Raw genomic sequence first — 21,897 nt, 5'->3', positions numbered from 1 at the left:
GCGATGCCGCTGGACCTTCCCCCGGACGAGGTGCGTGCCTACCTGCGCACGGCGGACGCACCGACGCCGATGCTCGACCTGGTGGGCCTGATGGCCGCGCAGGCCGCGGTGACGGCGGTCGAGGTGGGTGTCTTCGAGGCCCTCGGCGCGGAGCCCCGCGACGCCGACGACCTGGCGGCCGCGCTGGGCCTGCGGCCCGACGGCCTGGCCGTCCTGCTCGACACGCTCGTCGCGGTCGGCTACCTGGACCGGGAGGGCAGGCGCTACGCCAACCGGCCGGCGACCGAGCGGTGGCTGGGCGCCTCGGGCGGGTACGCCGGTGTCCTGTCGTTGTGGGTGTCCATCGTGACCGAGCTGTGGGGCACCCTCCCCTCGGTGCTGCGCGGCCGGGCACCCCGCGCCGACTTCCACGCCTGGCTGGTCAAGGATCCCGACCGGCTGGAGCGGTTCCAGCGGCTGCAACGCGGTCTCGCCGGCTGGTTGGCCGACGAGGTGGTCGAGCGGATGCCGGTGCCGGACGGTGCCTCCCGGCTGCTGGACCTCGGCGGCGGGCACGGCTGGTACAGCGTCGCGTTCTGCCGCCGGTACCCGGCGCTGACCGCCACCGTGGTCGACCTGCCGGCCGCCGTGGACATCGGTCGGGACGTCGTCGCCGCGGAGGGCCTCGCCGACCGGGTCGCGTTCCACGGCGGTGACCTCACCGACGGGGACCTCACCGACGGGGTCGGCGGCGGCGCCGGTCACGACGTCGTCCTGCTGTTCAACGTGGTGCACGGCTTCGACCCCGACCGCGCCCGCGACCTCGTGCGCGCCGCCGTGGCCGCTACCCGGCCCGGCGGCATCGTCGCCGTGCTGGAGACCGAACCGCAGGCCCGGGCCGGCGTCGTGGAGCAGGCGTTCACGCGGTGCTTCGCGCTGAACCTGTGGCACACCCAGGGTGGTCAGGTCTACCCGCCGGTGACGCTGGCCACCTGGCTGGTGGAGGCCGGGTGCGATCCGCCGCGCGAGCTGCCGCTGCACCGGTCACCGACGCACGTGCTGCTGATGGCCCGCCGCCGGGGTGGTGGGTCCGGATGAACGGTGCCGCGTTCCGGTCGTTGATGAGCTCGTTCCCCAGCGGGGTCGCGGTCGTCACCGCCGTCGACCCGGACGGCAGCCCCCACGGCATGACGTGCACGTCGCTGAGCAGCGTCACGGTCGACCCGCCCACGTTGCTGGTGTGCCTGAACGTCCACAGTGGAACGCTCGCGGCTGCCGTCGCCGGTGGCTGGTTCGCCGTGAACCTGCTGGCCGACCGCGCCCGTCCCATCGCCGAGCTGTTCGCCGCGCCGGTGCCGCACCGGTTCCGGTACGTCCGGTGGTGCCCTTCGCCGACGGCCGGGGTGCCGTGGCTGGCCGAGACGGTGGCGGCGGCGGAGTGCCGGGTCAGCCGCACGGTGACCGCCGGCGACCACGAGGTCGTCTTCGGCGAGGTGGAGGCGGTCTCCTGTACCGGCGGCGACCCGCTGCTCTACGGCCGGCGGCAGTTCTCCGCCTGGCCCGGGCCGGTGTCCCTGACGGCCGAACCGGTTCCGGTGTCCCGTGCGACCGAACCGGTTCCGCTGTGCCGCGCGGCCGAACCGGTCGCCCACCGGGAGTCGGCGTGAACACCCCGGCCACCGGGCCACGGGCGGCCGTGGCGTGGTGGCCCCGCCGGGCGGGCGGGCGGTGGCCGCGGCGGTTCGCGAGCACCGTCGCGGCATTGCTGGCCGCCGCGGTCCTCGTGCTGGTGACCCCGCGGCTGCTGAGCGGACCGGAACACGGCGTGCTGGCCCGGTTCCTGCTGGCCGCCTCGGTGGTCGTGGTCGTCTGCCACCTGCTCGGCGCGGCGGCCACCCGGCTCGGCCAGCCGGCGGTCGTCGGCGAAGTGCTCGGCGGGATCCTGCTCGGGCCGTCCGTGCTCGGCGCGCTGTGGCCGTCGGCGCTCGCGACCCTGTTCTCCGCCGAGGTCCGGTCGGCGCTGGGTCTGGCCGCCCAGCTCGGGCTCGTCACGTTCATGTTCCTGCTCGGCTGCGAGCTGCGCACCGGCGACCTGGCCGCCCGGCACCGCACCGTCGCCATCGTCGTGACCGGGTCGATGGGCCTGACGTTCGCGGCCGGGCTGGCCGTGATGGGCGTCTTCGGCGCCGGGTCGGTCGCCGGCCCGGCGGACCGGCCGGTCGTCACGGCGCTGTTCTTCGCGTTGGCGCTGTCGATCACGGCGCTTCCGGTGCTGGCGCGCATCCTCACCGACCTCGGCCTGATCCGCACCGGCCTCGGCGCGCTGGCGCTGCGGAGTGCGGCCGTCGGCGACGTGGTGCTGTGGGTCGGGCTCGCCGCGCTGCTCGGCGCGGCCGGCCCGTCGGGTGCGGGTACCGCCGCCGTCACCGCCGTCGCGATCGCCGCCGCGCTGACGGTCAGCGTGCTGTGGGTACGGCCGGCGCTGGCCGTGGCGGTGCGGTGGGCCGGCCGGCGCGCCGACGCCGCGCAGATCCTGCTGCCGGTGCTGCTCGGCGGCGCGATCGCCTACGCGGCCGGCGCGCAGGTGCTCGGGCTGCACCCGGTGATCGGCGCGTTTCTGTTCGGTGTGCTCGTCCCCCGCGACGTGCCGGTGGTCGAGGACCTCAACGACCGGCTGCGCGGCTTCGCGATGGCAGTGCTGCTGCCCCTGTTCTTCGCCGGGGTCGGCCTCGCGACGTCGGTCGGGCTGCTCGGCGCGGACCCGGTGCGGTGGCTGTTCCTCGCCGCTGTCGTCGCCGCCGCGTGCGGTGCCAAGTTCCTCGGTGCCAGCGGCGCAGCCCGCCTCGCCGGGCTGCCGGCCCGGGAGTCGCTGCGGCTCGGTGCCCTGCTCAACTGCCGCGGCGTGACCGAGATCGTGGTGGCCGCGATCGGCTGGCAGTACCACCTCATCAACGACCTCGGTCTCACCGTGCTGGTGCTCGTCGCGCTGGCGACCACGGCGATGACCGGGCCGCTGATGACTGTGCTCGGCGGCCCGGCCGCGGCGGGGAGCGCCGGCGGGCCGCCGCGGGAGGCGACGGTCACGCCGCCCGCTGCTCCCGCCGCGCCCGCGTCTCGGCCTCCACCAGCCGCTGTGTCCAGTGGGCGTTGAGCCCGTCACCGAAGACGCGGCGGTAGCGGGCCAGATAGTCCACCCGCACGTCCGGCGGGACGTCCGGCATGCAGAAGAAGGCGAGGTCCGCTGTCACCATGTGGCGCACCCCGAACAGCGGCAACGGGCTCGCGAACGGCCGGAAGGCCGGGTTGTGAAGCCCGCCCGCGGCATGGTCGGGCCAGAAGTCACCGGCCATGTAGCCACCCTCGACGAACTCGGCGCGCGTGCGCGCGTGGACCCGGCCGACCATCGCCTTCAGGTCGGCGTCGGGCAGGCCGTACGGCACGGCGATCCGCACGAGGTACACGGCGTCGGACCCGAGTGCGCCGGCGCGGCCGGCGATGTCGTCGCGCAGCCGCCGCACGAACGCCACCATCGCGTCGTCGCCGGTGCCGGCGTCGAACGCGTGGAACGTGAGGTACCGGCGGCGCAGCGCCCTCGTGGTGTACGGACACACGACGCCGTCCCGGCCCAGATCGGGGTGTCTGTTCGTGGTGAAAGCAGTGATCCACTGCCGCGCCAGCTCAATTCTCTCCTCGGCACCGGTAGACAATGTTCCACCTTTCCGCACGCATTTCCGGGGGTTCGATCTCGCTGAATCATAAGGGTATTGACGACTCTTTTTCCACGGCTTCTCACGCATTCTCAGCGGTGTTGAGCTGGTACTTTACGTTGAAGACCATCCAGTTTCGTCTATCTCAATAGACCCTTGACCCGGCTCGGAAATATCGACTAGAAAGGGCACCATGGAAACAGACTCCCCGGCACCCCGTTCGATTGTCATCGTGGGCGGGGGCACATCAGGATGGATGACGGCGTCGTATCTCGCCGCGGCATTCGGCGACCGCGTGTCGATCACCCTCGTCGAGTCCGGCCGGATCGGGACCATCGGGGTCGGCGAGGCGACGTTCAGCGACATCCGGCACTTCTTCGACTTCCTCGGGCTCGACGAGACCGAGTGGATGCCCGCCTGCAACGCCACGTACAAGCTGGCCGTCCGCTTCGAGAACTGGCGGCGGCCGGGGCACCACTTCTACCACCCGTTCGAGCAGATGCGTTCCGTCGACGGGTTCCCGCTCACCGACTGGTGGCTGCGGGAGCCGGTGACCGACCGGTTCGACCGCGACTGCTTCGTCATCGCGTCGCTGTGCGACGCCGGACGCAACCCGCGGCACCTCGACGGCCGGCTGTTCGAACAGGACTTCGTCGAGCGCCGCGACGGCAACGCCCGCAGCACGATCGCGGCGTACCAGGGCGCGCAGATCCCGTACGCCTACCACTTCGAGGCGCACCTGCTGGCGAAGTTCCTCACCGGGTACGCCACCCAGCGCGGCGTGCGGCACGTGGTCGACGACGTCGACGACGTCGCCGTCGACGGGCGCGGCTGGGTCACCCACGTGCGGACCCGCGAACACGGCGACCTCACCGGCGACCTGTTCGTCGACTGCACCGGCTTCCGTGCCCTGCTGCTGAACAAGAAGCTCGCGGAGCCGTTCGTGTCCTATCAGGACACGCTTCCCAACGACAGCGCGGTGGCCCTGCAGGTGCCGCTAGACATGGCCGCCCGCGGCATCCGGCCGTGCACCACGGCGACCGCGCAGGACGCCGGCTGGATCTGGACGATCCCGCTGTTCGGCCGCATCGGCACCGGATACGTGTACGCCCGCGACTACTGCGAGCCGGAGGAGGCCGAGCGGGTCCTGCGCGAGTTCGTCGGACCGGAGGCCGCCGACGTGCCGGCCAACCACATCCGGATGCGCATCGGCCGCAGCCGCAACTCGTGGGTCAACAACGTCGTGGCGGTCGGGCTGTCCAGCGGGTTCGTCGAGCCGCTGGAGTCGACCGGCATCTTCTTCATCCACCACGCGATCGAGCAGCTGGTGAAGTTCTTCCCCGGCCCCGACTGGAACCCGACGCTGCGCACGATGTACAACTCGGCGATCGCGCACTGCATGGACGGCGTACGCGAGTTCCTCGTGCTGCACTACAAGGGCGCGGCCCGCGACGACAACGCCTACTGGCGCGACGCCAAGACCCGCGTGATCCCCGACGGGCTGGCCGAGCGGCTGGAGCTGTGGCAGACCAAGCTGCCCGACGCCGAAACCGTGTTCCCCTACTACCACGGCCTGCCGCCGTACTCGTACATGTGCATCCTGCTGGGTACCGGCGGGATCCCGCTGCGCCCGTCGCCGGCACTGCGCCTGGCCGACGAGCAGGCGGCGCGCAAGGAGTTCCAGGCCCTGCGGGACAAGGCCGACGAGCTGGTGCGCGCGCTGCCGAGCCAGCACGAGTACTTCTCCCGGATGCGCCGTCAGCAGTCCGGGCTGTAGCCGTGGAGGCAGGCACGCAGCGCGGGCATCGAGTACCGGTCGCGCACCAGGTGCGCGGCCGACTCGACCAGCCGTGTGCGCAGGTCCTCGTCGTCGAGCACCCGGCCGACGGCGTCGGCGAACCCGGCCGGCGTCTCCGCCGGCAGGTAGTGCACCCCGGGCGTCACGTCGAGCCCTTCCACGCCCTTGGCGGTGGACACGACCGGCGCCCGCAGGGCGAACCCCTCCAGGATCTTCAACCGGCTCCCGCCGCCGAGGGTCAGCGGCACGACCAGCACGCCGCCGGTCACCAGCGGCGCGGTGCTGGGCGGGTCGCTGACCAGCCGCACGGTCGGCGGCAGGCCGTCGGCGGGGATCCACTCGTCGAGCACCGCGCCGCACACCACGACGGGAACCGTGCGCCCGGCCGCCAGCAGCGCGGGGGCGAGGTCGTCGACCACCGCCCGGGCGGCCACCAGGTTCGGGTAGTAGTCCATGCGTCCGGTGAACACCACGCGCCGCGGTGCGGGTGCCGGCCCGTCGGGGTGCGGTGGCGCGGGAACCGTCACGACGTTGGGCACCACGCGGGTGGGTGTCGCGGCGGCCGTCGGGTAGAGCTCGGCGATGTCGGCCAGGTCGCGGTCGCTGCAGGTCCAGATCTCGTCCGCCGCGGTCAGGGCCGCGCGTTCGGCGAACTCCACGAGGTCCAGGGGCATGGGACCGTACTGGACCGTGCCGGCCGCACCGGCCAGCATCGCCGCGTTGATCGACCGGTGCAGCGGCAGCTCCGCGTTGTGCATGTCGTAGACGAGGCGGGTTCCGGTCCGGCCGGCCAGCCCGGTGACGTAGCGGTAGGTGTTCAGCCCGCTGCACACCACGGTGGTGACGCCGTCGGCGGCGATCCGCCCCACCAGCCGGTCGAGCCAGCCGCGGCAGAAGGGGCGGTCGAAGTAGGAGCCGCGGTGCCCCGGCCGGCGGTGCGCGGCCCCGGAGACCGCGCACCGGTCGTGGCAGATGGTCGTGCGGTCGCAGACGACCTCGTACAGCCGGCAGCCCGCCGGGCCGCCCATCGCCTCGTACAGGGCGCGCCACCGCATCCCCATGCCGCCCGGCTGATCGATCGACCCGACAAGCAGTAACGCTGTCCGCATCCCAGCAATATATATATAAACATTGCAATCTATGCATGGAGAAACCGCATGTCGACTGCGAACCGGCCGCCGGCGCCCCGCACGGTCCCGGCACAGCTGGCAGTCCGCGCCGACGCCGACCCGGAGCGGGTCGCCATCGAGACCCACGGCGTCGGCGGCCTCACGTTCGCGCGGTGGCACCGCGACGCCCTGACCCTCGCGGGCGGACTGCGCGCGCGTGGGGTCCGGCGCGGCGACCGGGTCGTGCTGCGGTTCGGCGCCCGGCACTGGACCGACTTCGCCGTGGCCTACTGCGGCGTCCTGGCAGCCGGCGCGGTCGCGGTGCCCTGCTCCGACCGGCTCCCGCCGGCCGAACTGCGGTACGTCGTCGGGCACTGCGCGGCCGTCGGGGTGCTGCACGCTTCGGACCCCGTGGACACGGGCGTCTGGCAGTGCGGTGTCGGCGACCTGACCGCCGGTGGCACGACAGGCGCTGTGACCGGTGCACCGGCCGACCTCGAGCCGCCGGAGCCGACGGACCTGGCGCAGATCCTCTACACCTCCGGCACGACGGGCCGGCCCAAGGGTGTCGCGGCCACCCACGCGAACCTCACCGCCGGCGCCACCGGCGACCCCCGCCGCCGGCCGATGACGCACTCGATGCACTTCCTGCACGCGTTCCCGATCGGCACCAACGCCGCGCAGACCATGCTGCGCCACGCGTTGGACGCGCATCCGGCCGCGTTGACCCTCCCCGAGTTCACCCCGATGCGCTTCGCCCGCCTCGTCGAGTCGCGCCGGGTCGGCACCGTGTTCCTCGTTCCGTCGATGGCGATCGAACTGCTCGCGTCCGGGGTCCTCGACCGCTTCGACACGTCCAGCGTCCTGCTGATCGGCTCCACCGCGGCGGCTCTGCCCCCGGCGGTGGCCACGGCCCTCGTCGCGGCGTTCCCCCGCGCGACGGTCGTCAACTCCTACACCTCGACGGAGGCGGCGCCGGCGCACACCACGATGGTGTTCGATCCGAGGCGTCCCGGTTCGGTGGGACGCCCGTCCGGCGGCTCGCTGCGCATCACCGACCCCGACGGCCGCCCGGTGCCGAGGGGGCAGACCGGCGAGGTGTGGCTGCGCTCGCCGCATTCCCGCGCCTACTACGGCGACGCGTCCGCCAGCCGCGAGGTGTTCCACGACGGGTGGGTCCGCATGGGCGACCTCGGCCGCCTCGACGCCGACGGCCACCTGTACCTGGTCGACCGGCACCAGGACGTCATCAAGACGGGCGCGTACAAGGTGTCCACGCTCCAGGTCGAGGCCGCGATCCACGAGCACCCGGCGGTGCGCGAGGTCGCCGTGGTCGGCGTGCCGCATCCCGTGCTCGGCACGGTCGTGGCCGCCGCGCTGGTGCTCCGGGACCCGCTCGACCTGCCCGCCCTGCGCGGGTTCCTGAAGGACCGGCTGGCCGGGCACGAGCTACCGGCCCGGATGGTCACGGTGGACGCCCTACCCCGCAACGCGGGCGGCAAGGTGCTCAAACGTCAGTTGGCGGCAACGATTCTGGGAGACGGCGCATGACACAGACCACGGACGCCCAGCACGGGATCTGGCTCACCGAACGGGCCGGCGGTGCCGGCGCGAGCTACCACATGGCGCTCGGCATCCGGTTCGACGGTCCGCTCGACGCGGCCGCGCTCGTGGCCGCCTGCGACGCCGTGCTGGCCCGACACGTTCCGTTGCGCAGCGCCGTCGTCGAGGTCGACGGCGCCACCGCGCTGGTGCCCTCGCCGGTCCCACCGCGGGTGCACCGCACCGTTCTCGGCGAGACGACCGTCGCCGACGCGGTGGCCGCCCCGTTCGACCTGGCGCGGGGTCCACTCGTCCGGATCACGCTGGCCGCCGACGGCCCGGAGCGGCACCTGCTCCTGTTCGTGGCGCACCATCTGGTCTTCGACGGCATGTCCAAGGACATCCTCGTGCGGGACCTTGCCCGCGCCTACTCCGGTGTCGCGCTCCCACCGGAACCCGGTGCCGCCTCCCACGCCGCGGACGAGCGGGTCCGGGTCGCGGCCGACCTCGAGGCGGCGCGCCGGTTCTGGGCGCCACGCTGGCGCGACCCGACCGACCTCGTGCTCCCGGAGCTGCACCACCAGCCGGTCGGCGCGGAGCCGGGCGCGGAGGTCACATTCACCCTCGACCCGGCGCTCACCGAGGCGGTCGACCGCGGCGTGCGCAAGCTCGGGGTGACCCGGTTCGAGCTGTTCGTCGCCGCCTTCCACGCGGTGCTGCGCCGCTACGGCAACACCGACCTGCCGGTGGCCGTCGACGTGTCCACCCGCACGCCCGGGGTCGCCGGCGCCATCGGCCACTTCGTCAACGAGCTGCCGGTGACGGTCACCGCCCCCGCCGACGTCACGTTCGCCGACCTCGCCACCGCGGTCCGCGCCGAACTGCGCGCGGCGTACCGGTACCGGGCCGTGCCGGTGCCGCACGCCGTCGGCCGGGTCCGTCCCCGGGCCGCGCTCACCCCGGTGTCGGTCAGCTACCGGCGACGCGGGCCCGACCCGGAGTTCGCCGGGCTGCGCACCACGGTCCACTGGACGATGTTCTCCGGATCGGCCCGCAACGCGCTGCACCTGCAGCTCGTCGACGCGCCCGACGCGGTCGAGGTGAGCCTGCGCCACAGCCCGGCGGCGATCCCCACCACCGCCGTCGAACGGATCGGCGCGCACCTGCGGACGCTGCTCGACGCCGCGGTGCGCGAGCCCGACGCGGCCGTGGCGGAGCTGCCGATGCTGCCACCGCACGAGCTGGACCTGGTGCTGCGCCGGTGGAACACCACCGCCCGTCCGTACCCGTCCGACGCGACGCTCGGGTCGCTGTTCGCCGCCCGGGTCGCCGCCGCGCCGCATGCCGTGGCCGCCGAGTGCGCCGGGCGGCGCCTGACCTACACCGACCTCGACGCGGCGAGCGGGCGGCTCGCCGCCCGGCTGCGGGCCGGCGGCGCCGGACCGGGCACGCTCGTGGCGGTGTGCCTCGACCGGTCGCTCGACCTGCTGGTGGCGTTGCTCGCGGTGGCGCGCACCGGTGCCGGCTACGTGCCGGTCGATCCCGCGTATCCACCGGCCCGGCGCGACCACATCATCCGCGACGCGGCGCCCGCCGTGGTGCTCACCGACGTCGACGGTCCGGGAACGGAGACGACGCCCGTGCCGGCCGACGACCGGCCGGACGGTACCGCCTACGTGCTGTACACGTCCGGCTCGACCGGGCGTCCCAAGGGCGTTGACGTTCCCCACGCCCAGCTGGCCAACCTGCTGCTGGCGCTGCGCGACCTCCTCGACGCCGGCCCGGACGACGTGTGGCTGGCGCACACGTCGGCGTCGTTCGACATCTGCGCGGCGGAGCTGTTCCTGCCGCTGGTCACCGGTGGGCGCACGGTCATCGCAACCGACCGCGAGGCCCGCGACCCGGCCGGGCTGGTCCGCCTGATCCACGACAGCGGCGTGACGCACGTGCAGGCCACCCCGTCGGGATGGCAGATGCTCCTCGACGGCGGGTTCGGCGCCACCGGGCGGGAACCGGTGGTGGCGGTGTCCGGCGGGGAGGTGCTGCCGCCCACCCTGGCCGCCCGGCTGCGCGCCCGGGTACGGCGGCTGTGGAACGGGTACGGCCCCACCGAGGCCACCGTGTACACGACGATGGCCGACGTGCCCGAGCCGGTCGACGTCGTCACCATCGGCCGGCCGGTCGCCAACTGCACGCTGTACGTCCTCGACGACGCGCGCCGCCCGGTCCCGCTCGGCGTGCCCGGCGAGCTGTGGGTCGGCGGCGCCGGTGTCGCCCGCGGCTACCTCGGCCGGCCCGACCTGACCGCCGAGCGGTTCGTCGCCGACCCGTGGACCCCCGGCGGACGCCTGTACCGCACCGGCGACCGGGTCCGGTACCGGGCCGACGGCTCCGTGCTGTTCCTCGGCCGCACCGACAACCAGGTGAAGATCCGCGGCCACCGCGTCGAGCTCGGCGAGATCGAGGCCACCCTGCTGGAGCACCCGCAGGTGGCGCAGGCGGCCGTCCGCTACTGCGCCGACGACGACCCGTGGCTCATGGGCTACGTCGTGCCGTCCGGGCCGCCACCCGACCCGGCGTCGCTGCGGGCGCATCTGGCCGTGTCCCTGCCGCCGGCGATGGTTCCCGCCGAGTGGATGGTCCTGGACCGGTTCCCGGTCAACGCCAACGGCAAGCTCGACCGGGCGGCCCTGCCCGCACCGGTCCGCCGGCCCGACCGTCCCGACGAACCGGCCGCACCCCGGGCCACCGACGGCGTGACCGACGGCGTGACCGACACCGTCCGCGCCATCTGGTGCGAGGTCCTCAGGCTCGACGACGTCGGCGACGACGAGGACCTCTTCGACCTCGGCGGGCACTCGCTGTCCATCACCCGGATGATGACGCGCATCCAGATGCAGCTCGGTGCCGACGTCCCGCTGGACGTGTTCTACGACACGCCCACGGTCGCCGAGATCGCCGAGTACATCCGGACCGAGTGCGCCGGGTCCCTCGTCACCGCCGACCGGGAGGCGGTCCGGTGACCGCGCCGGCGGTCCGCGAACAGCTCGCCACCCTGGTCGAGGCGGCGAGCGACGGCACGATCACGGCGACCGACGCGTTGGTGACCGGCCGGTCGCTGGGCGCGCTGGGCCTCACGTCGCTGGGCTACCTGCGCCTGGCCGACGCCGTCGAGCTGGAGTTCGGCGTGGAGCTCGACCTCGGCGCCGCCGTCGCGGTCGACACGCTCGACGGCATCGTCGCCCAGATCCTGACGCCGGACCAACCATGACGCGGTGACGGCGCGGCCAACGGGGTGCCTGGGACGGCGGGCTGACACGGGTGTCGATAGGATCCCGGCATGTCCGACCAGCGTCTCGCCGCCGGACGGGCTGGCCAGGGCATCGAGGTGGCCCGATCCGGCCACGCACCGACCGCCTCCCTCGGGGTCCGCGTGGTGCTCCGGGCCGGCGCGCTGTCGATGGGGGCGCTCGTCGTGCTCGGTGTCAGCCGCCTCGCGCACGGCTCGCTGGTCAGCCACTCGGTCGGTGCCGCCGCGTACGGGCTCATCGGGTCGCTGATCGGCATCACCTACGTCGTGGCGCTGTTCGTCCCGGCGGGACTGGCCAGCGCCATGACGAAGTACGTCGCGCGCGGCCGGGGACGGGGCGACGACGCCGGCGCGGTGGCGGTATACACCTCGCTGCGGCGGGTGTCCGATCTCTGCGCGGTCGTCCTCGGCGTCACCGCCGGGGCCCTCGCGTGGTGGATGTTCCCGGTGACCGTCGCCGACAGTGTCCACGTTGGACTGTTGGCCGCCGTGTTCTCGGCGTACAGCGTCGACAAGGCCGCCCTGTACGGCTTCGACCGCGTCGCCCGGTACGGCTGGCTGGAGCTGGCCGGCTCCGGCCTGGCCATCGTGGCGACGGTGCTGGTCGTCCTCTCCGGCTCGACGCTGTACCTCGCGCCACTCACCGCCGGCTACGCGGTGGTGGTCGTCGGTGCGCGGCTCGGCCTGCGCCCGGCGGTCCGGCAGGCCGGTGGCCGGCGCGCGGCGCTGCCACCGGGAGACGGCCGGCGGGCGGCGCCGCAACGCCGGGAGATCCTGGTGTTCGCCGGCCTCGCCGCGGTGGGCGCGGGGTCCGCGGCCGGCCTGCTACAGGGCGTGCCGCTGCTGGCCGACCGGTTCGCCGACGCCCGCAGCGTCGGTTTCCTCGTCGCGGCCGTGACGCTCGTCTCCCCGCTCTACCTGCTGCCCCGGGTCCTCGGAATGGCGCTGTTCCCCGCGATGTCGCACGCCCGCGGCGGCGGTGCCGACGACGCGGTCGGCCGCAGCGCCGACGTGTCGACGCGCGTGACGATGGTGCTGCTCGCACCGGTCTTCGCCGCGGCGCTTCCGCTCGCCGGCCCGATCCTCGTGGCGTACGGGGGCGCGGAGTACTCGGCCGGCGCGCCGGAGCTGCGGCTGCTGCTCGTCGCGACCTACGTCGCGGTCGCCGCGATCGGTCCCATCAACGCGTTGGCCAGCGGCACGATGCGGGAGGCACGGGTACCGGTGCTCGCCTCGGTGGTCGGCTGCGCGGTGGGCCTGGCACTGGTCGCACCGCTCGGGTGGTGGTTCGGCGGCGCCGGGGTCGCCGGGGCGTACCTCGTCGCGACGGTCGTCACCTCCGCCGGTCCCATGGTGACCGCCGCGCGGCGCTGGGCCCTGCGCTGGCGCGGCACGGCCGCGCGCGGCGTGCTCGCGCTCGGCGGCGCCTTCGCGGTGGCGACCGCGTCCGACCGGTTCGACGCCGGTCCGCTCGGCCCCGCGCTGGCCGCGTTGCTGTGCTGCCTCCTCGCGATCGCGGTGTTCGCGAAGGACGGCAGGGTCCTGTTGACCGCCGCGCGACGACCTCGTGGAGCTGACCTGGCGTGACCGACTTGGTGAAGGCCGCGGGGGCCTCGGGCACCGTCACCTGGACGCGCCGCATCGACGGTCTCCTGTGGACACTGCTGCTGTGCCTCGTGGTTCTCGTGCTGTGCGAGGGCTGGCTCAACGGCGTGCTGCTCGAGGCGCGCATGTCGAGCTTCGGCGAGGTCGCGCCGACGACGTGGCCGCGGCTGCTGAAGAACGGGCTGTACATCTCGCTCGCCGTCGCCACGGCGGTGAAGGTCGCGACGACCCGCCGCTGGCGCGACTTCACGACCGCCGCCGACGTGGCGCTGGCCGTGCTGTTCGTCGTGCTGGTGGTGGCCGGCCTGGTGAACGGGTCGTCACTGTCGCTGATCGCGCAGGGCGTCTTCGTGTACCTGCGTGGCGCGGTCGTCCTCTACGCGTGGCGGGCGCTGACGCCGGGTCGCGTGGAGGTGCGCCGGTTCCTGGTCGCGCTGGCCCCGCTCGTCGCCGTGCACGCGCTGGCCGGGATCTCGCAGCTCGCGTTCGGGCGGTCGGCGTACCTGTGGCTCGGCTGGAACGACATGACGTGGGCCGACATCAACCGGGCGCAGGGGCTGTTCCGGCACCCCAACGACCTCGGGCACCTGCTCGCGCTGACCGCGCTGGGCATCGCCGCGCTCCTGGTGACCGGCCCACGCCGGCGTGCCTGGTGGTGGGCGGCGCTCGGTGTGGTGCTGCTCGGGCTCGCCGCGACCCAGTCCCGCGAGTCGATCCTCGCGCTGTTAGCCGGGCTGGTCGTCGTCGCGGTGGTCAACGGGTCCCGTCGGCGGATCGCGTACGCGTGCGTCGCCCTGGTCGTCGTGTTCGCCGCGGTGCCGCTGGTGGTCACGCCGAGCAACCGCGCGGAGTGGTCGCGCCGGCTCGACGGTCTCATCAACGCGGTGCAGGCGCCGTCGGGGAAGCGGGCGTCACCGACCCCGGCCGCCCAGTCCCCCGCGGCCCGGTCCCCCGCGGCCCAGTCCCCGACGGCCCAGTCCCCGACGGCCCAGTCCCCGACGCCGGGTGCGACCGGCCCGGGTGCGGCGGGATCGGGCACGCCGGCGCCGGGCACGGCCACGCCGGCGGCACAGCCGTCGCCGTCGGCTGTCGAGCCCTCGGGGCCGCCGGTGGAGCGGGAGATCCGGATCCTCTACGCGCACCAGGCGTTCGACCTCTGGCTGCACCGTCCGCTGCTGGGCTACGGCACCGGCCAGTTCGGCGGCTACGTGGCCTACCAGAACAACCCGCGATGGAACGAGGACACCCGGTTCGGTCCGCACGGCTTCGACATGCACGGCTTCTACACCGAGACCGTCGACTCGTTCTGGCTGCATCTGTGGGTCGAGACCGGCGCGATCGGCGTGCTGGCCTACGTCACGTGGCTGTTCCTGCTCATTCGACCGTTGCTGCTGGCGGCCCGGCGGGCGCGGCGCCGGACCGACCGGGGAGAGCCGACCGACGCACGCGGGGAGCCGGCGTTGCCGTCGCCGGCCGTGCCCTGGGCCGTCGCCGCGATGGTGGTGGCGGTGCTGGTGGCATTCCTGTCGATCTCGTTGGAGAACCCGCTGTTCCCGCCGCTGCTGTTCACCGTGCTCGGCATCGCGTGGACGCTCGGGCTGCCCCGGGCGTCAGCGGCCGGCGGCGTCGGGCGTCCCCTGCGCGTCGGCATGGTGATCGTGTCGGAGTACGAGGCGAACCCGCGCGTGCGGCGCGAGGCCGAGGCGCTCGCCGCGCGTGGTGACGACGTCACCGTGCTGGCGCTCCACCGGCCCGGGGCGCCCCGCGAGGAGATGATCGACGGCGTCCGGGTCGTCCACCTGCGGGTCTCCAAGTACCGCGGCGAGTCGGCGCTGGCGTACCTGCGGCTCTACGGCGCGTTCTTCGTGCGGGCCAGCGTGTGGCTGGTCCGCCGGCCCCGCGCGTTCGACCTCGTACAGGCCAACACGATGCCCGAGGCCATGATCTTCACGACCGTGGCGCAGAAGCTCACCGGGACGCCGGTCCTGCTCGACGTGCACGACCTGACCGCCCAGTTGTTCGCGTCCAAGTTCCCGCCGCGCGGGCTCCTGATGCGCGCCATCCAGCTGAGCACCCGGGCCGCGTTCGCGTACGCCGACGAGGTGCTCACCGTCCACGAACCGTACGCCGAGACGATCCGGCCCATGACGAAACGGCCGGTCACGGTCGTGCTCAACAGCCCCGACGAGCGGCTCTTCCCGCCCCGCGAGCACCGACCGCCCGCCGACGACGGCGACCTCGTCTTCAGCTACCACGGTCTCCTCGCACCCCGGCACGGGCTGGCCAACCTCGTCGAGGCGGTGGCGCTCCTGCACCGCGAACTGCCCCGGGTGCGGCTGCAGATCCTCGGCAGCGGCGACGCCCTCCCCGCCCTGCGCAGGCAGGTGACCGAGGGCGGCCTGGACACGATCGTCACCCTGCCCGACGGCCTCCTGCCGATCACGTCGATCCCGAAGGCCCTGGAGCAGGTGCACTTCGGGGTGCTGCCCAGCCAGCTCGACCCGTGGACCAGCGAGGTCCTGCCGACGAAGCTGATGGAGTACATGGCCCTCGGCGTACCGGTGATCAGCTTCCGCAACCGGGTCATCACGCGGCACTTCCCCGACGACACCATCACGTTCGTCGATCCCGCCAGCGTCGACAACCTGCTGGCCGCGATGCGTGCGCTGGCGGGCGACCCGGAGCGGGCCCGCAGGCAGGCCGAGCGGGCCGGCGCCGCGTTGGTGCCGTTGCAGTGGCGGGAGCAGAAGCTCATCTATCTCGCGCTGGTCGACCGGCTGGCGCTGCGCCGGTCACCTCGACCGGAGCCCGGCCCGCAGCCGACCGCGGCCGTGACCATCCCGCGGCAGCGCGACCCTCAGCGCGACGACGTGAGCACCCGCCGGTAGTACGCGACCACCCGGTGGGCGACGATGGCCCAGTCCAGCCGGGCGTTGACCTCGCGACCGTTGGACCGGCGGCCGTCGGCCAGCACCTCCACGGCCCGCGCGGTCAGCGCGTCGACCAGCTCCGCGCGGGTGGCGCCCCACGGCACGACGGCCGACGGCGTCACCCCGGCCAGGACCTCGGCGACGTCGCCGACGTCGGTGGTCACCACCGGCAGCCCGATCACCGACGCCTCCTTGACCACCGTCGGTGACCCCTCGTAGCCCCGGCGCGAGGTGAACAGCAGCAGGTCGGCGGCGGCGAACTTCGGTGCGACGTCGGCCCGGCTCTGCCCGGGCGCGGCGAGCACCAGCTCGCGTGCCCTGATCCCCCGCGCGGCCAGCCCGCCGAGGACATCGGTGAACACGTCGTGGCCCTTGACCCAGTTCTCCGGCACGCCGCCGAACAGGATCACCTTCTCGTCGGCGGCGAAACCCAGGCCCGCGCGTGCCTTGTCGCGGTCGACCGGGGTGAACAGGCCGAAGTCGACGCCGTTCGGGATGACCTCGCCGTCGGGGTCGCCCGCGGCGACCGCCATCCGCCGCGACACGTACACCTTGTCGGCGACGCCACCCCAGCCCAGCCGCGTGATCCAGCGCTGCCAGTGCCAGTTGATGTCGTGCCCGTAGAGGGCGAGGATCCGTGGCACCGGTCCGACGAGCCGGGTCGCGAGCGCGGTCATGCCGTGGTGGACGTGCACGAGGTCGTAACGGCCGTCGCGGACCCGCCGGCGGATCCGCGGCGCGGCCAACAGGTAGTCCCGACGACCGCGGGCCTGCGCGACGACCTCGACGTCGACGTGCACCCCGGCCGCCCGCAACGCGTCGACCTGTTCGCGCACGAAGATGCCGCGGAAGCTGTCCTCGACCGGCCACATGTTGGTGACGTGCAGCACGCGCAGAGCCGGCTGTTCCCCGCCGGTCACCGGCGCGGGCTGTCGACGAGCATGCGGCGCAGCTGCAGGTACGCCGGCTTCGGCTGGTAGTCGCCGTCGAAGAGACACGCGTCACCCCAGCCGGGATAGGCGTACGGGACCCACGAGTACCGGTCGGTGAAGCCCCATACCGTGTACGAGACGCAGCGCTCCACGGCCAGGCACGCCTGCAGGACCCGGGTGTAGAGGTCGGCCTGCTCGGCGTGCTGGGCCGCCGTGGCCGGCAGCGGCAGCCGCACGTCCATCTCGGTGATCGCGACGTCGAGGCCGAGGTCGGCGAAGCGACGGAGGTTGGCGCCGAGGGTGGTCAGGTCGGCGCCGAGGGCCAGGTGCGACTGGAACCCGACCCCGTGCAGGGGCACGCCGTCGCGGCGCAGTCCCGCGGCGATGTTGTACAGCGCGTCGCTCTTCATGTTCGCCGCTTCCACGGCGTAGTCGTTGATGTACAGCCTGGCCGCGGGGTCGGCCTCGTGGGCCCAGCGCAGGGCGTCGGCGATGTAGCCGGGTCCGAGCGCGTCCATCCAGGGTGACCGGCGCAGCCTGCCTCCGTTGTCGGCCACCGCCTCGTTGACGACGTCCCACGCGTCGACGCGGCCCTTGTACCGGCCGACGACGGCGTGAATGTGGTCACGCAGCAGGTTCCGGAGTTCCTCCGGGCTGAAGCTGCCGTTGGCGAGCCAGCCCGGCAGCGCGTCGTGCCAGACCAGCGTGTGCCCCCGGACGCTCTGCCCGTTGGCCTCGGCGAACCCGATCAACGCGTCGGCGCTCGACCAGTCGAACAGTCCGCGGGACGGCTCGATGATGTCCCATTTGAGCTGGTTCTCCGACGTCACGCTGTCGAACTCCCGGGACAGCACCGTCCGGTACCCCTCGTTGCCGGCCAGCGCCGTCGGCTGCGCCGCAGCGCCGATCTTCAGGCCGCTCGCGTGGGCGCGGTGCCGCAGCCCGTTGCCCAGGCCGGTCGCCCGCTCGTTGAGGCTGCTTCGCGTCGTCTCCGAGGTCATGGCCGCCCCGCTGAGCAGCGCGACGCCGACGGCCGCACCGATGAGCACGACGACGACCGTCGCGCTGGTCAGCGCCCACACCGGAAGCCGGAGGTGGCGCGGTGGCATCGGTACACGCATCGACAGCGACCATACCTTGCGGCGGCGGGTAGGCTCGTCCGGCCGTTTCGGCACCTCAACGCACGGTCGTCCATGTCGGTGGATGGCGTCGATGAGAGAGAATATCCGACAGGGGTGCGTTGGAGGCGGGGATGCAGTCATCGGGGCAGGTCGGACAGACGTTCCAGTGGGTTCGCCCGGTCCGTCAGGCCGCGACCGTGGAGGTCTGGGACGGTCGGTCCGCCAGCGACCAGCCGGCGATCATGGTGCTGGTGACGCCCGCCGCGATGAACAACCCGGCCGCACGCGCCCTGTTCGTCGACGCCGTCCGGTGGGCCCAGCGCCCCGACGTCACCGACGTCACCGTGCTGGCCGAGGACGCCATCGGCGTGCAGCCGTGGGCGGCCCTCGCGGCGGACCCTCGCAGCCACGCGTTCGTCGAACGGCTCCTGGAACTGGCCGCGGCGCTTCCGTCGGCCGCGCCCGGCTCACCGATCGCGCCGGTGGCGCCGGCGGTACCCGTGGCGTCGCCGGTGATGCCGGTCCCGCCGCCGGGGGCGCCCTTCGCACCGCCTGGGTCGCCCGTGGCACCGCCGGGGTCGCCCGTGGCACCGCCGGGGTCGCCGGTGGTGCCGGCCGGGTCTCCCATCGCTCCTGTCACGCCGACCGGATCGCCGGCCGCGATGCCGTGGATGCCGGGTGCCTCGCCGGGCGGGTCGGGTGCACCGGTGGCTCCGGCAGCGCCCGTGGCTCCGACAGCGCCCGTGCCTCCGACAGCGCCTGTGGCTCCGCCCGGGTCGCCCGTTGCCGCGCAGTGGCCGTCCACGGTCGCGCCCCCTCCCCCGGCGCAACCCATGACCGCTCCCGTCCACGACACTCCGCCGCCGGTTCCGCAGCCGGCGGCCGCACAGCCCGTCCCGCAGCCGATCCCGCAGCAGCCGGCCCCGCAGCCGGCCGCGCAGCCCGTCCCGCAGCAGGCGGCGCCGTGGGGGCAGGTGCCCGACCCGGCGCCGGCGCCGCCCGCGAATGCCCCGCCGTTGCCGTGGGGTCAGCAGTCGGCGACCCCGGTCGCCGCCGGCGCTGAGCACGGGCCCGCCACCCCGCCCGCGGAGCCCGCCCCGCCGTGGGGGCAGGAGCAGACCGTCCGCGTGGCGCCGCAGCCCTGGGACGGGCAGGGCCAACCGGTGCGTTCGCCCGACATTCCGCCGCTGCCGACCGCGCAGGACCTGGCCGACCGGCGGCGCCGCCGGGCCCGCAACCGCATGCGAATGGCGGTGGTCGCCGGGGTGGTGCTTCTTCTCGCCGCCGGTGCGGCGACCGCCGCCTTCGTCCTGCCCGGCCGGGCCACGGACACCGGAGGCGGGACGGCCCCGACGGCCGGCCCGTCGCCGTCACCCTCGCCCAGCCCCACGCCGATCCCGCGGCCGACCTTCCAGGAGGCGGCGGCACCGGTGGCGGTGCTCGGCGGCACCTGGCAGGCCGGCGAGGCGACGCGGGTCCAGGACTTCGAGACCTGGCCGTTCGCGTTCCGCACGCCTGCCGACGCGGCCTGCCAGTACTTCGTCGGCGAACCGGGCTACAAGGCGCACAACTGCACCTGGGGCGTGCAGCCGAACCACACCGTGATGGCGTTCGTGGTCCGGCGCTGCGTCAACAGCTGCGACGCCACCGAGCAGGCCCAGTTCGAGACGATGACCCCCTGGAAGCCCGACGGCGTGCTGGCTCCCACCGATCCGACGACCAAGTTCGTCGCCGTCGACTACGGCGACGGGCGCGTGCAGTTCACGATGGTGCACTACTTCGGCACCACGGCCGGCGGCCCGCTGCAGTGGGTGGTCATCGTGCAGGGCAACACGTCCAAGCCGTTGCAGGACCCGGTCCTGAAGACGCTCAACGACGTCCGCTCGCAGACCCCCTAAGTAGCAATACTCCTCGGACTGATACCAGCAGCGACATCGAGCTGGGTACTCAGCATTGCGCTCGCCTTGATCGACCTCGCAGTCCTCCGACTACCGGACACACTCACCCTCGCAGCCTGGCTCGGCAGCCTCGGCCCGTTCAGTCCCGCAGCCATCGCCGCCGACATCCGCGAGGTTGTGGCTGGCCCTGTTCGGCGGCCTCGTTCCCGGCGTGCTCTACCTGGTTCCGATCCTCTCAAAGACCTTGGGAATGGGGTCGCGGCGACGGAATGCTGGCCGTCGTGGTCGGCCTGAACCTCAAAGGGCTCGGACTCGACGCGCTCGTCACAACCACCCCTCGCCCTCGCACTGATCCTGACTTTGGGGTCGCTCGCCGGACGCGAAAAATATCAACCGACCACATCGCAGTCGGACCATTCATCCTGGTCGGCGTACTCGTCGCCGTGATCACAAACTCCGGCCGAATACCCCGACATCACCTCGATAGTCACCGACTGCTTGTCTCGACGCACCCTGGCCACGGCATCAGGGCGGCATGCTCAAACTGGCCGCCGCCGGCCACGGACAGCGACGATCAGGACCCGGCTCCGATCACCAAGGCACATCGCCGCCTTCCGCTCATGCCGATGAGCGGATGTCTGGTCGGGATGATCGGCGTGGGTTGATGGTCGTCTGGTTGGTATCGGTGGAGTGATGAGCCTTCCTGTGGGCTGTTGCCGGGTGGTTGGGTGGGTGGCTGGTTTGTTTCTGGGAGGTCTTGGTGGATCGTTTGCTGGTGGCGGTGGATTCCGCGGTTGGGGTGCGTGCGGAGGATCTTGCTGCGGTGTGGCGGGATGATCCGGAAGCGGCGGCGGTGGGTCCGGCGTCGGTCGGCGACGGCGGCTCGGGCGGGCGGGTATTCGTGCCCGGTCTAGTTGAGTTGGTGGTGGTGCCGCTGGCGGTGAATCTAGCGAGTACGGCCTTGTATGAGTTGGTGCGGCGGTTGGTGGTGCGGTCGTCGGCGCAGCCGGCGCCGGTGCTGGATCTGGAGTTGATCGAGTCGACGACTCCGAACGGTGATCGGGTGCTGGTGGTGCGGACGCGTTCGGCCCAGTCGTGACAATCATTCAGATCCGGGAGCGGTCTGCTGGTACGGACGGCTCGTTCACGGTCGAGGTGTCGATCGACGGTGCGGTGTTCGAGGCGGTGGTGTCGGATCCGTTCGATGCGGCCAGGGAGGAGGAGCTGGTCTGGTACTTCGAGGAGCATCTTCGGTTTCCGTTCCTGGACTGGGACCGTCGCGACAACGCCGCAGCCGCGGTGGTCGAGTACGGGCGGGTGTTGTTCGGGCAGGTGTTCGCGTCGGAGGCGGCCCGGTACCGCTACCGGCGGCTGAAAGATGTGGCGTTCGAGGGCTGCCGGATCGAGGTGGTGGGCTCGGCCGGCTTACAGCGTCTGCACTGGGAGACGCTGCGCGATCCGGAGCTGGACACGCCGCTGGGGGTTCGGATGCCGGTTATCCGGCGGGTGGCCGGTTTCGAGGACCGGTTCGACCTGCCGGCCGACCGGCCTGCGGTGAACATCCTGGTGGTGACCGCACGTCCGGACGGGCCGAAGGATGTGGGGTACCGGACGGTGTCGCGGCCGTTGCTGGAGGCGCTGCGGCAGGCCCACGTGCCGGTGACGGTGGAGTTCGTCCGGCCGGGCACCTGGGCGGCGTTGCGGGCGGCGTTGCAGGCCAGGTCGCAGGTGCACGGGACGGGCTGGTTCCAGGTCGTGCACTTCGACGTTCACGGCCTGTTCGGGGACCACCGGACGTTGGAGCAGGGACGCCGGGCCGGGCGGTTGACCTTCGACCCGGTGGACATTCCGACGTTCGCCGGTCAGCAGGGGATGTTGTTCTTCGAGACGGCGACCGAGGGGAAGGCCGAACCGGTCCCGGCCCGGCAGGTGGCCGAGTTGCTGGCCGAGCACAGGGTGCCGGTAG

The 21,897-nt window shown here is 73.2% G+C and carries 15 protein-coding genes and 1 pseudogene; 12 read left to right on the top strand and 4 right to left on the bottom strand.

The window, feature by feature from the left end; genetic code table 11:
• The first annotated feature begins 3 nt into the window (after positions 1–3).
• From Voc01_RS26805 to Voc01_RS26795, 3 genes are read left to right on the top strand one after another with little or no spacing between them, the layout of a single operon-like run.
• Positions 4–1,077 carry a class I SAM-dependent methyltransferase gene (locus tag Voc01_RS26805; RefSeq protein ID WP_203930328.1) on the top strand — a complete coding sequence of 358 codons (1,074 nt, stop codon included), beginning with the start codon at positions 4–6 and terminating at the stop codon, positions 1,075–1,077.
• On the top strand, positions 1,074–1,646 hold the full coding sequence (locus Voc01_RS26800) for a flavin reductase family protein (protein WP_203930327.1): 573 nt from the start codon (positions 1,074–1,076) through the stop codon (positions 1,644–1,646). The genes Voc01_RS26805 and Voc01_RS26800 overlap by 4 nt, the downstream gene beginning before the upstream one ends.
• Positions 1,643–3,130 carry a cation:proton antiporter gene (locus Voc01_RS26795; protein WP_203930326.1) on the top strand — a complete coding sequence of 496 codons (1,488 nt, stop codon included), beginning with the start codon at positions 1,643–1,645 and terminating at the stop codon, positions 3,128–3,130. Before Voc01_RS26800 ends, Voc01_RS26795 begins: the two co-directional genes overlap by 4 nt.
• On the opposite strand, the gene Voc01_RS26790 is transcribed toward Voc01_RS26795, so the two are convergent.
• A complete protein-coding gene (locus Voc01_RS26790) occupies positions 3,060–3,686 on the bottom strand; it encodes a DUF6875 domain-containing protein (protein WP_203930325.1) in 627 nt (208 codons plus the stop codon). The genes Voc01_RS26795 and Voc01_RS26790 overlap by 71 nt on opposite strands.
• Before the next feature lie 193 nt (positions 3,687–3,879).
• Between Voc01_RS26790 and Voc01_RS26785 the strand changes: the two genes are divergently transcribed.
• Complete coding sequence (locus tag Voc01_RS26785; protein ID WP_275423758.1) at positions 3,880–5,463, top strand: tryptophan halogenase family protein; 1,584 nt, start codon at positions 3,880–3,882, stop codon at positions 5,461–5,463.
• Here the strand turns inward: Voc01_RS26785 and Voc01_RS26780 are convergent.
• Positions 5,445–6,593 (bottom strand): glycosyltransferase, encoded by a 1,149-nt coding sequence (locus tag Voc01_RS26780; RefSeq protein ID WP_203930323.1) that lies wholly within the window; start codon positions 6,591–6,593, stop codon positions 5,445–5,447. The genes Voc01_RS26785 and Voc01_RS26780 overlap by 19 nt on opposite strands.
• A gap of 48 nt (positions 6,594–6,641) precedes the next feature.
• Here Voc01_RS26780 and Voc01_RS26775 point away from each other — a divergent pair, with 48 nt between their 5' ends.
• From Voc01_RS26775 to Voc01_RS26755, 5 genes are all read left to right on the top strand, one after another.
• Positions 6,642–8,144, top strand: a complete 1,503-nt coding sequence (locus Voc01_RS26775; protein WP_203930322.1) for a class I adenylate-forming enzyme family protein — start codon at positions 6,642–6,644, stop codon at positions 8,142–8,144.
• Entirely contained in the window at positions 8,141–11,158 is a 3,018-nt protein-coding gene (locus Voc01_RS26770; protein WP_203930321.1) for a non-ribosomal peptide synthetase, read from the top strand. The genes Voc01_RS26775 and Voc01_RS26770 overlap by 4 nt, the downstream gene beginning before the upstream one ends.
• Positions 11,155–11,406 (top strand): phosphopantetheine-binding protein, encoded by a 252-nt coding sequence (locus Voc01_RS26765; RefSeq protein ID WP_203930320.1) that lies wholly within the window; start codon positions 11,155–11,157, stop codon positions 11,404–11,406. Before Voc01_RS26770 ends, Voc01_RS26765 begins: the two co-directional genes overlap by 4 nt.
• A 69-nt stretch (positions 11,407–11,475) precedes the next feature.
• Positions 11,476–13,032, top strand: coding sequence for a lipopolysaccharide biosynthesis protein (locus Voc01_RS26760; protein WP_203930319.1), 1,557 nt, complete (start codon positions 11,476–11,478; stop codon positions 13,030–13,032).
• Positions 13,029–15,938, top strand: a complete 2,910-nt coding sequence (locus tag Voc01_RS26755; protein WP_203930318.1) for a glycosyltransferase — start codon at positions 13,029–13,031, stop codon at positions 15,936–15,938. The genes Voc01_RS26760 and Voc01_RS26755 overlap by 4 nt, the downstream gene beginning before the upstream one ends.
• Here the strand turns inward: Voc01_RS26755 and Voc01_RS26750 are convergent.
• Together Voc01_RS26750 and Voc01_RS26745 are read right to left on the bottom strand one after the other, a co-directional pair.
• Entirely contained in the window at positions 15,908–16,900 is a 993-nt protein-coding gene (locus tag Voc01_RS26750; protein WP_203930317.1) for a glycosyltransferase family 4 protein, read from the bottom strand. The two genes, Voc01_RS26755 and Voc01_RS26750, sit on opposite strands and share 31 nt — an antisense overlap.
• Positions 16,897–18,033: an endo-1,4-beta-xylanase gene (locus tag Voc01_RS26745; RefSeq protein ID WP_239160508.1), complete on the bottom strand. Its 1,137-nt coding sequence runs from the start codon at positions 18,031–18,033 to the stop codon at positions 16,897–16,899. Before Voc01_RS26745 ends, Voc01_RS26750 begins: the two co-directional genes overlap by 4 nt.
• Before the next feature lie 131 nt (positions 18,034–18,164).
• Between Voc01_RS26745 and Voc01_RS26740 the strand changes: the two genes are divergently transcribed.
• The 3 genes and pseudogenes from Voc01_RS26740 to Voc01_RS26730 all read left to right on the top strand — a co-directional run.
• Positions 18,165–19,931, top strand: a complete 1,767-nt coding sequence (locus Voc01_RS26740; protein ID WP_203930316.1) for a hypothetical protein — start codon at positions 18,165–18,167, stop codon at positions 19,929–19,931.
• Positions 19,932–20,691: 760 nt separating this feature from the next.
• On the top strand, positions 20,692–21,030 hold the full coding sequence (locus tag Voc01_RS26735; RefSeq protein ID WP_203930315.1) for a hypothetical protein: 339 nt from the start codon (positions 20,692–20,694) through the stop codon (positions 21,028–21,030).
• Positions 21,027–21,897: pseudogene (locus Voc01_RS26730) on the top strand (hypothetical protein); the annotation flags it as partial. The gene Voc01_RS26735 and the pseudogene Voc01_RS26730, both read left to right, overlap by 4 nt.

It is taken from the genome of Virgisporangium ochraceum (assembly GCF_016863655.1).
GTDB classification, from domain to species: domain Bacteria; phylum Actinomycetota; class Actinomycetes; order Mycobacteriales; family Micromonosporaceae; genus Virgisporangium; species Virgisporangium ochraceum.
Note: the sequence above shows the minus strand (reverse complement) of the source record. Positions and strands in the feature narration are given on the sequence as shown.

What these genes read in the sequence shown, in the direction of transcription:
- Voc01_RS26805 (WP_203930328.1), top strand. Translation starts at nt 4, where the DNA reads ATGCCGCTGGACCTTCCCCCGGACGAGGTGCGTGCCTACCTGCGCACG.
- Voc01_RS26800 (WP_203930327.1), top strand. Translation starts at nt 1,074, where the DNA reads ATGAACGGTGCCGCGTTCCGGTCGTTGATGAGCTCGTTCCCCAGCGGG.
- Voc01_RS26785 (WP_275423758.1), top strand. Translation starts at nt 3,880, where the DNA reads ATGGAAACAGACTCCCCGGCACCCCGTTCGATTGTCATCGTGGGCGGG.
- Voc01_RS26780 (WP_203930323.1), bottom strand. Translation starts at nt 6,593, where the DNA reads ATGCGGACAGCGTTACTGCTTGTCGGGTCGATCGATCAGCCGGGCGGC.
- Voc01_RS26775 (WP_203930322.1), top strand. Translation starts at nt 6,642, where the DNA reads ATGTCGACTGCGAACCGGCCGCCGGCGCCCCGCACGGTCCCGGCACAG.
- Voc01_RS26770 (WP_203930321.1), top strand. Translation starts at nt 8,141, where the DNA reads ATGACACAGACCACGGACGCCCAGCACGGGATCTGGCTCACCGAACGG.
- Voc01_RS26760 (WP_203930319.1), top strand. Translation starts at nt 11,476, where the DNA reads ATGTCCGACCAGCGTCTCGCCGCCGGACGGGCTGGCCAGGGCATCGAG.
- Voc01_RS26745 (WP_239160508.1), bottom strand. Translation starts at nt 18,033, where the DNA reads ATGCGTGTACCGATGCCACCGCGCCACCTCCGGCTTCCGGTGTGGGCG.
- Voc01_RS26740 (WP_203930316.1), top strand. Translation starts at nt 18,165, where the DNA reads ATGCAGTCATCGGGGCAGGTCGGACAGACGTTCCAGTGGGTTCGCCCG.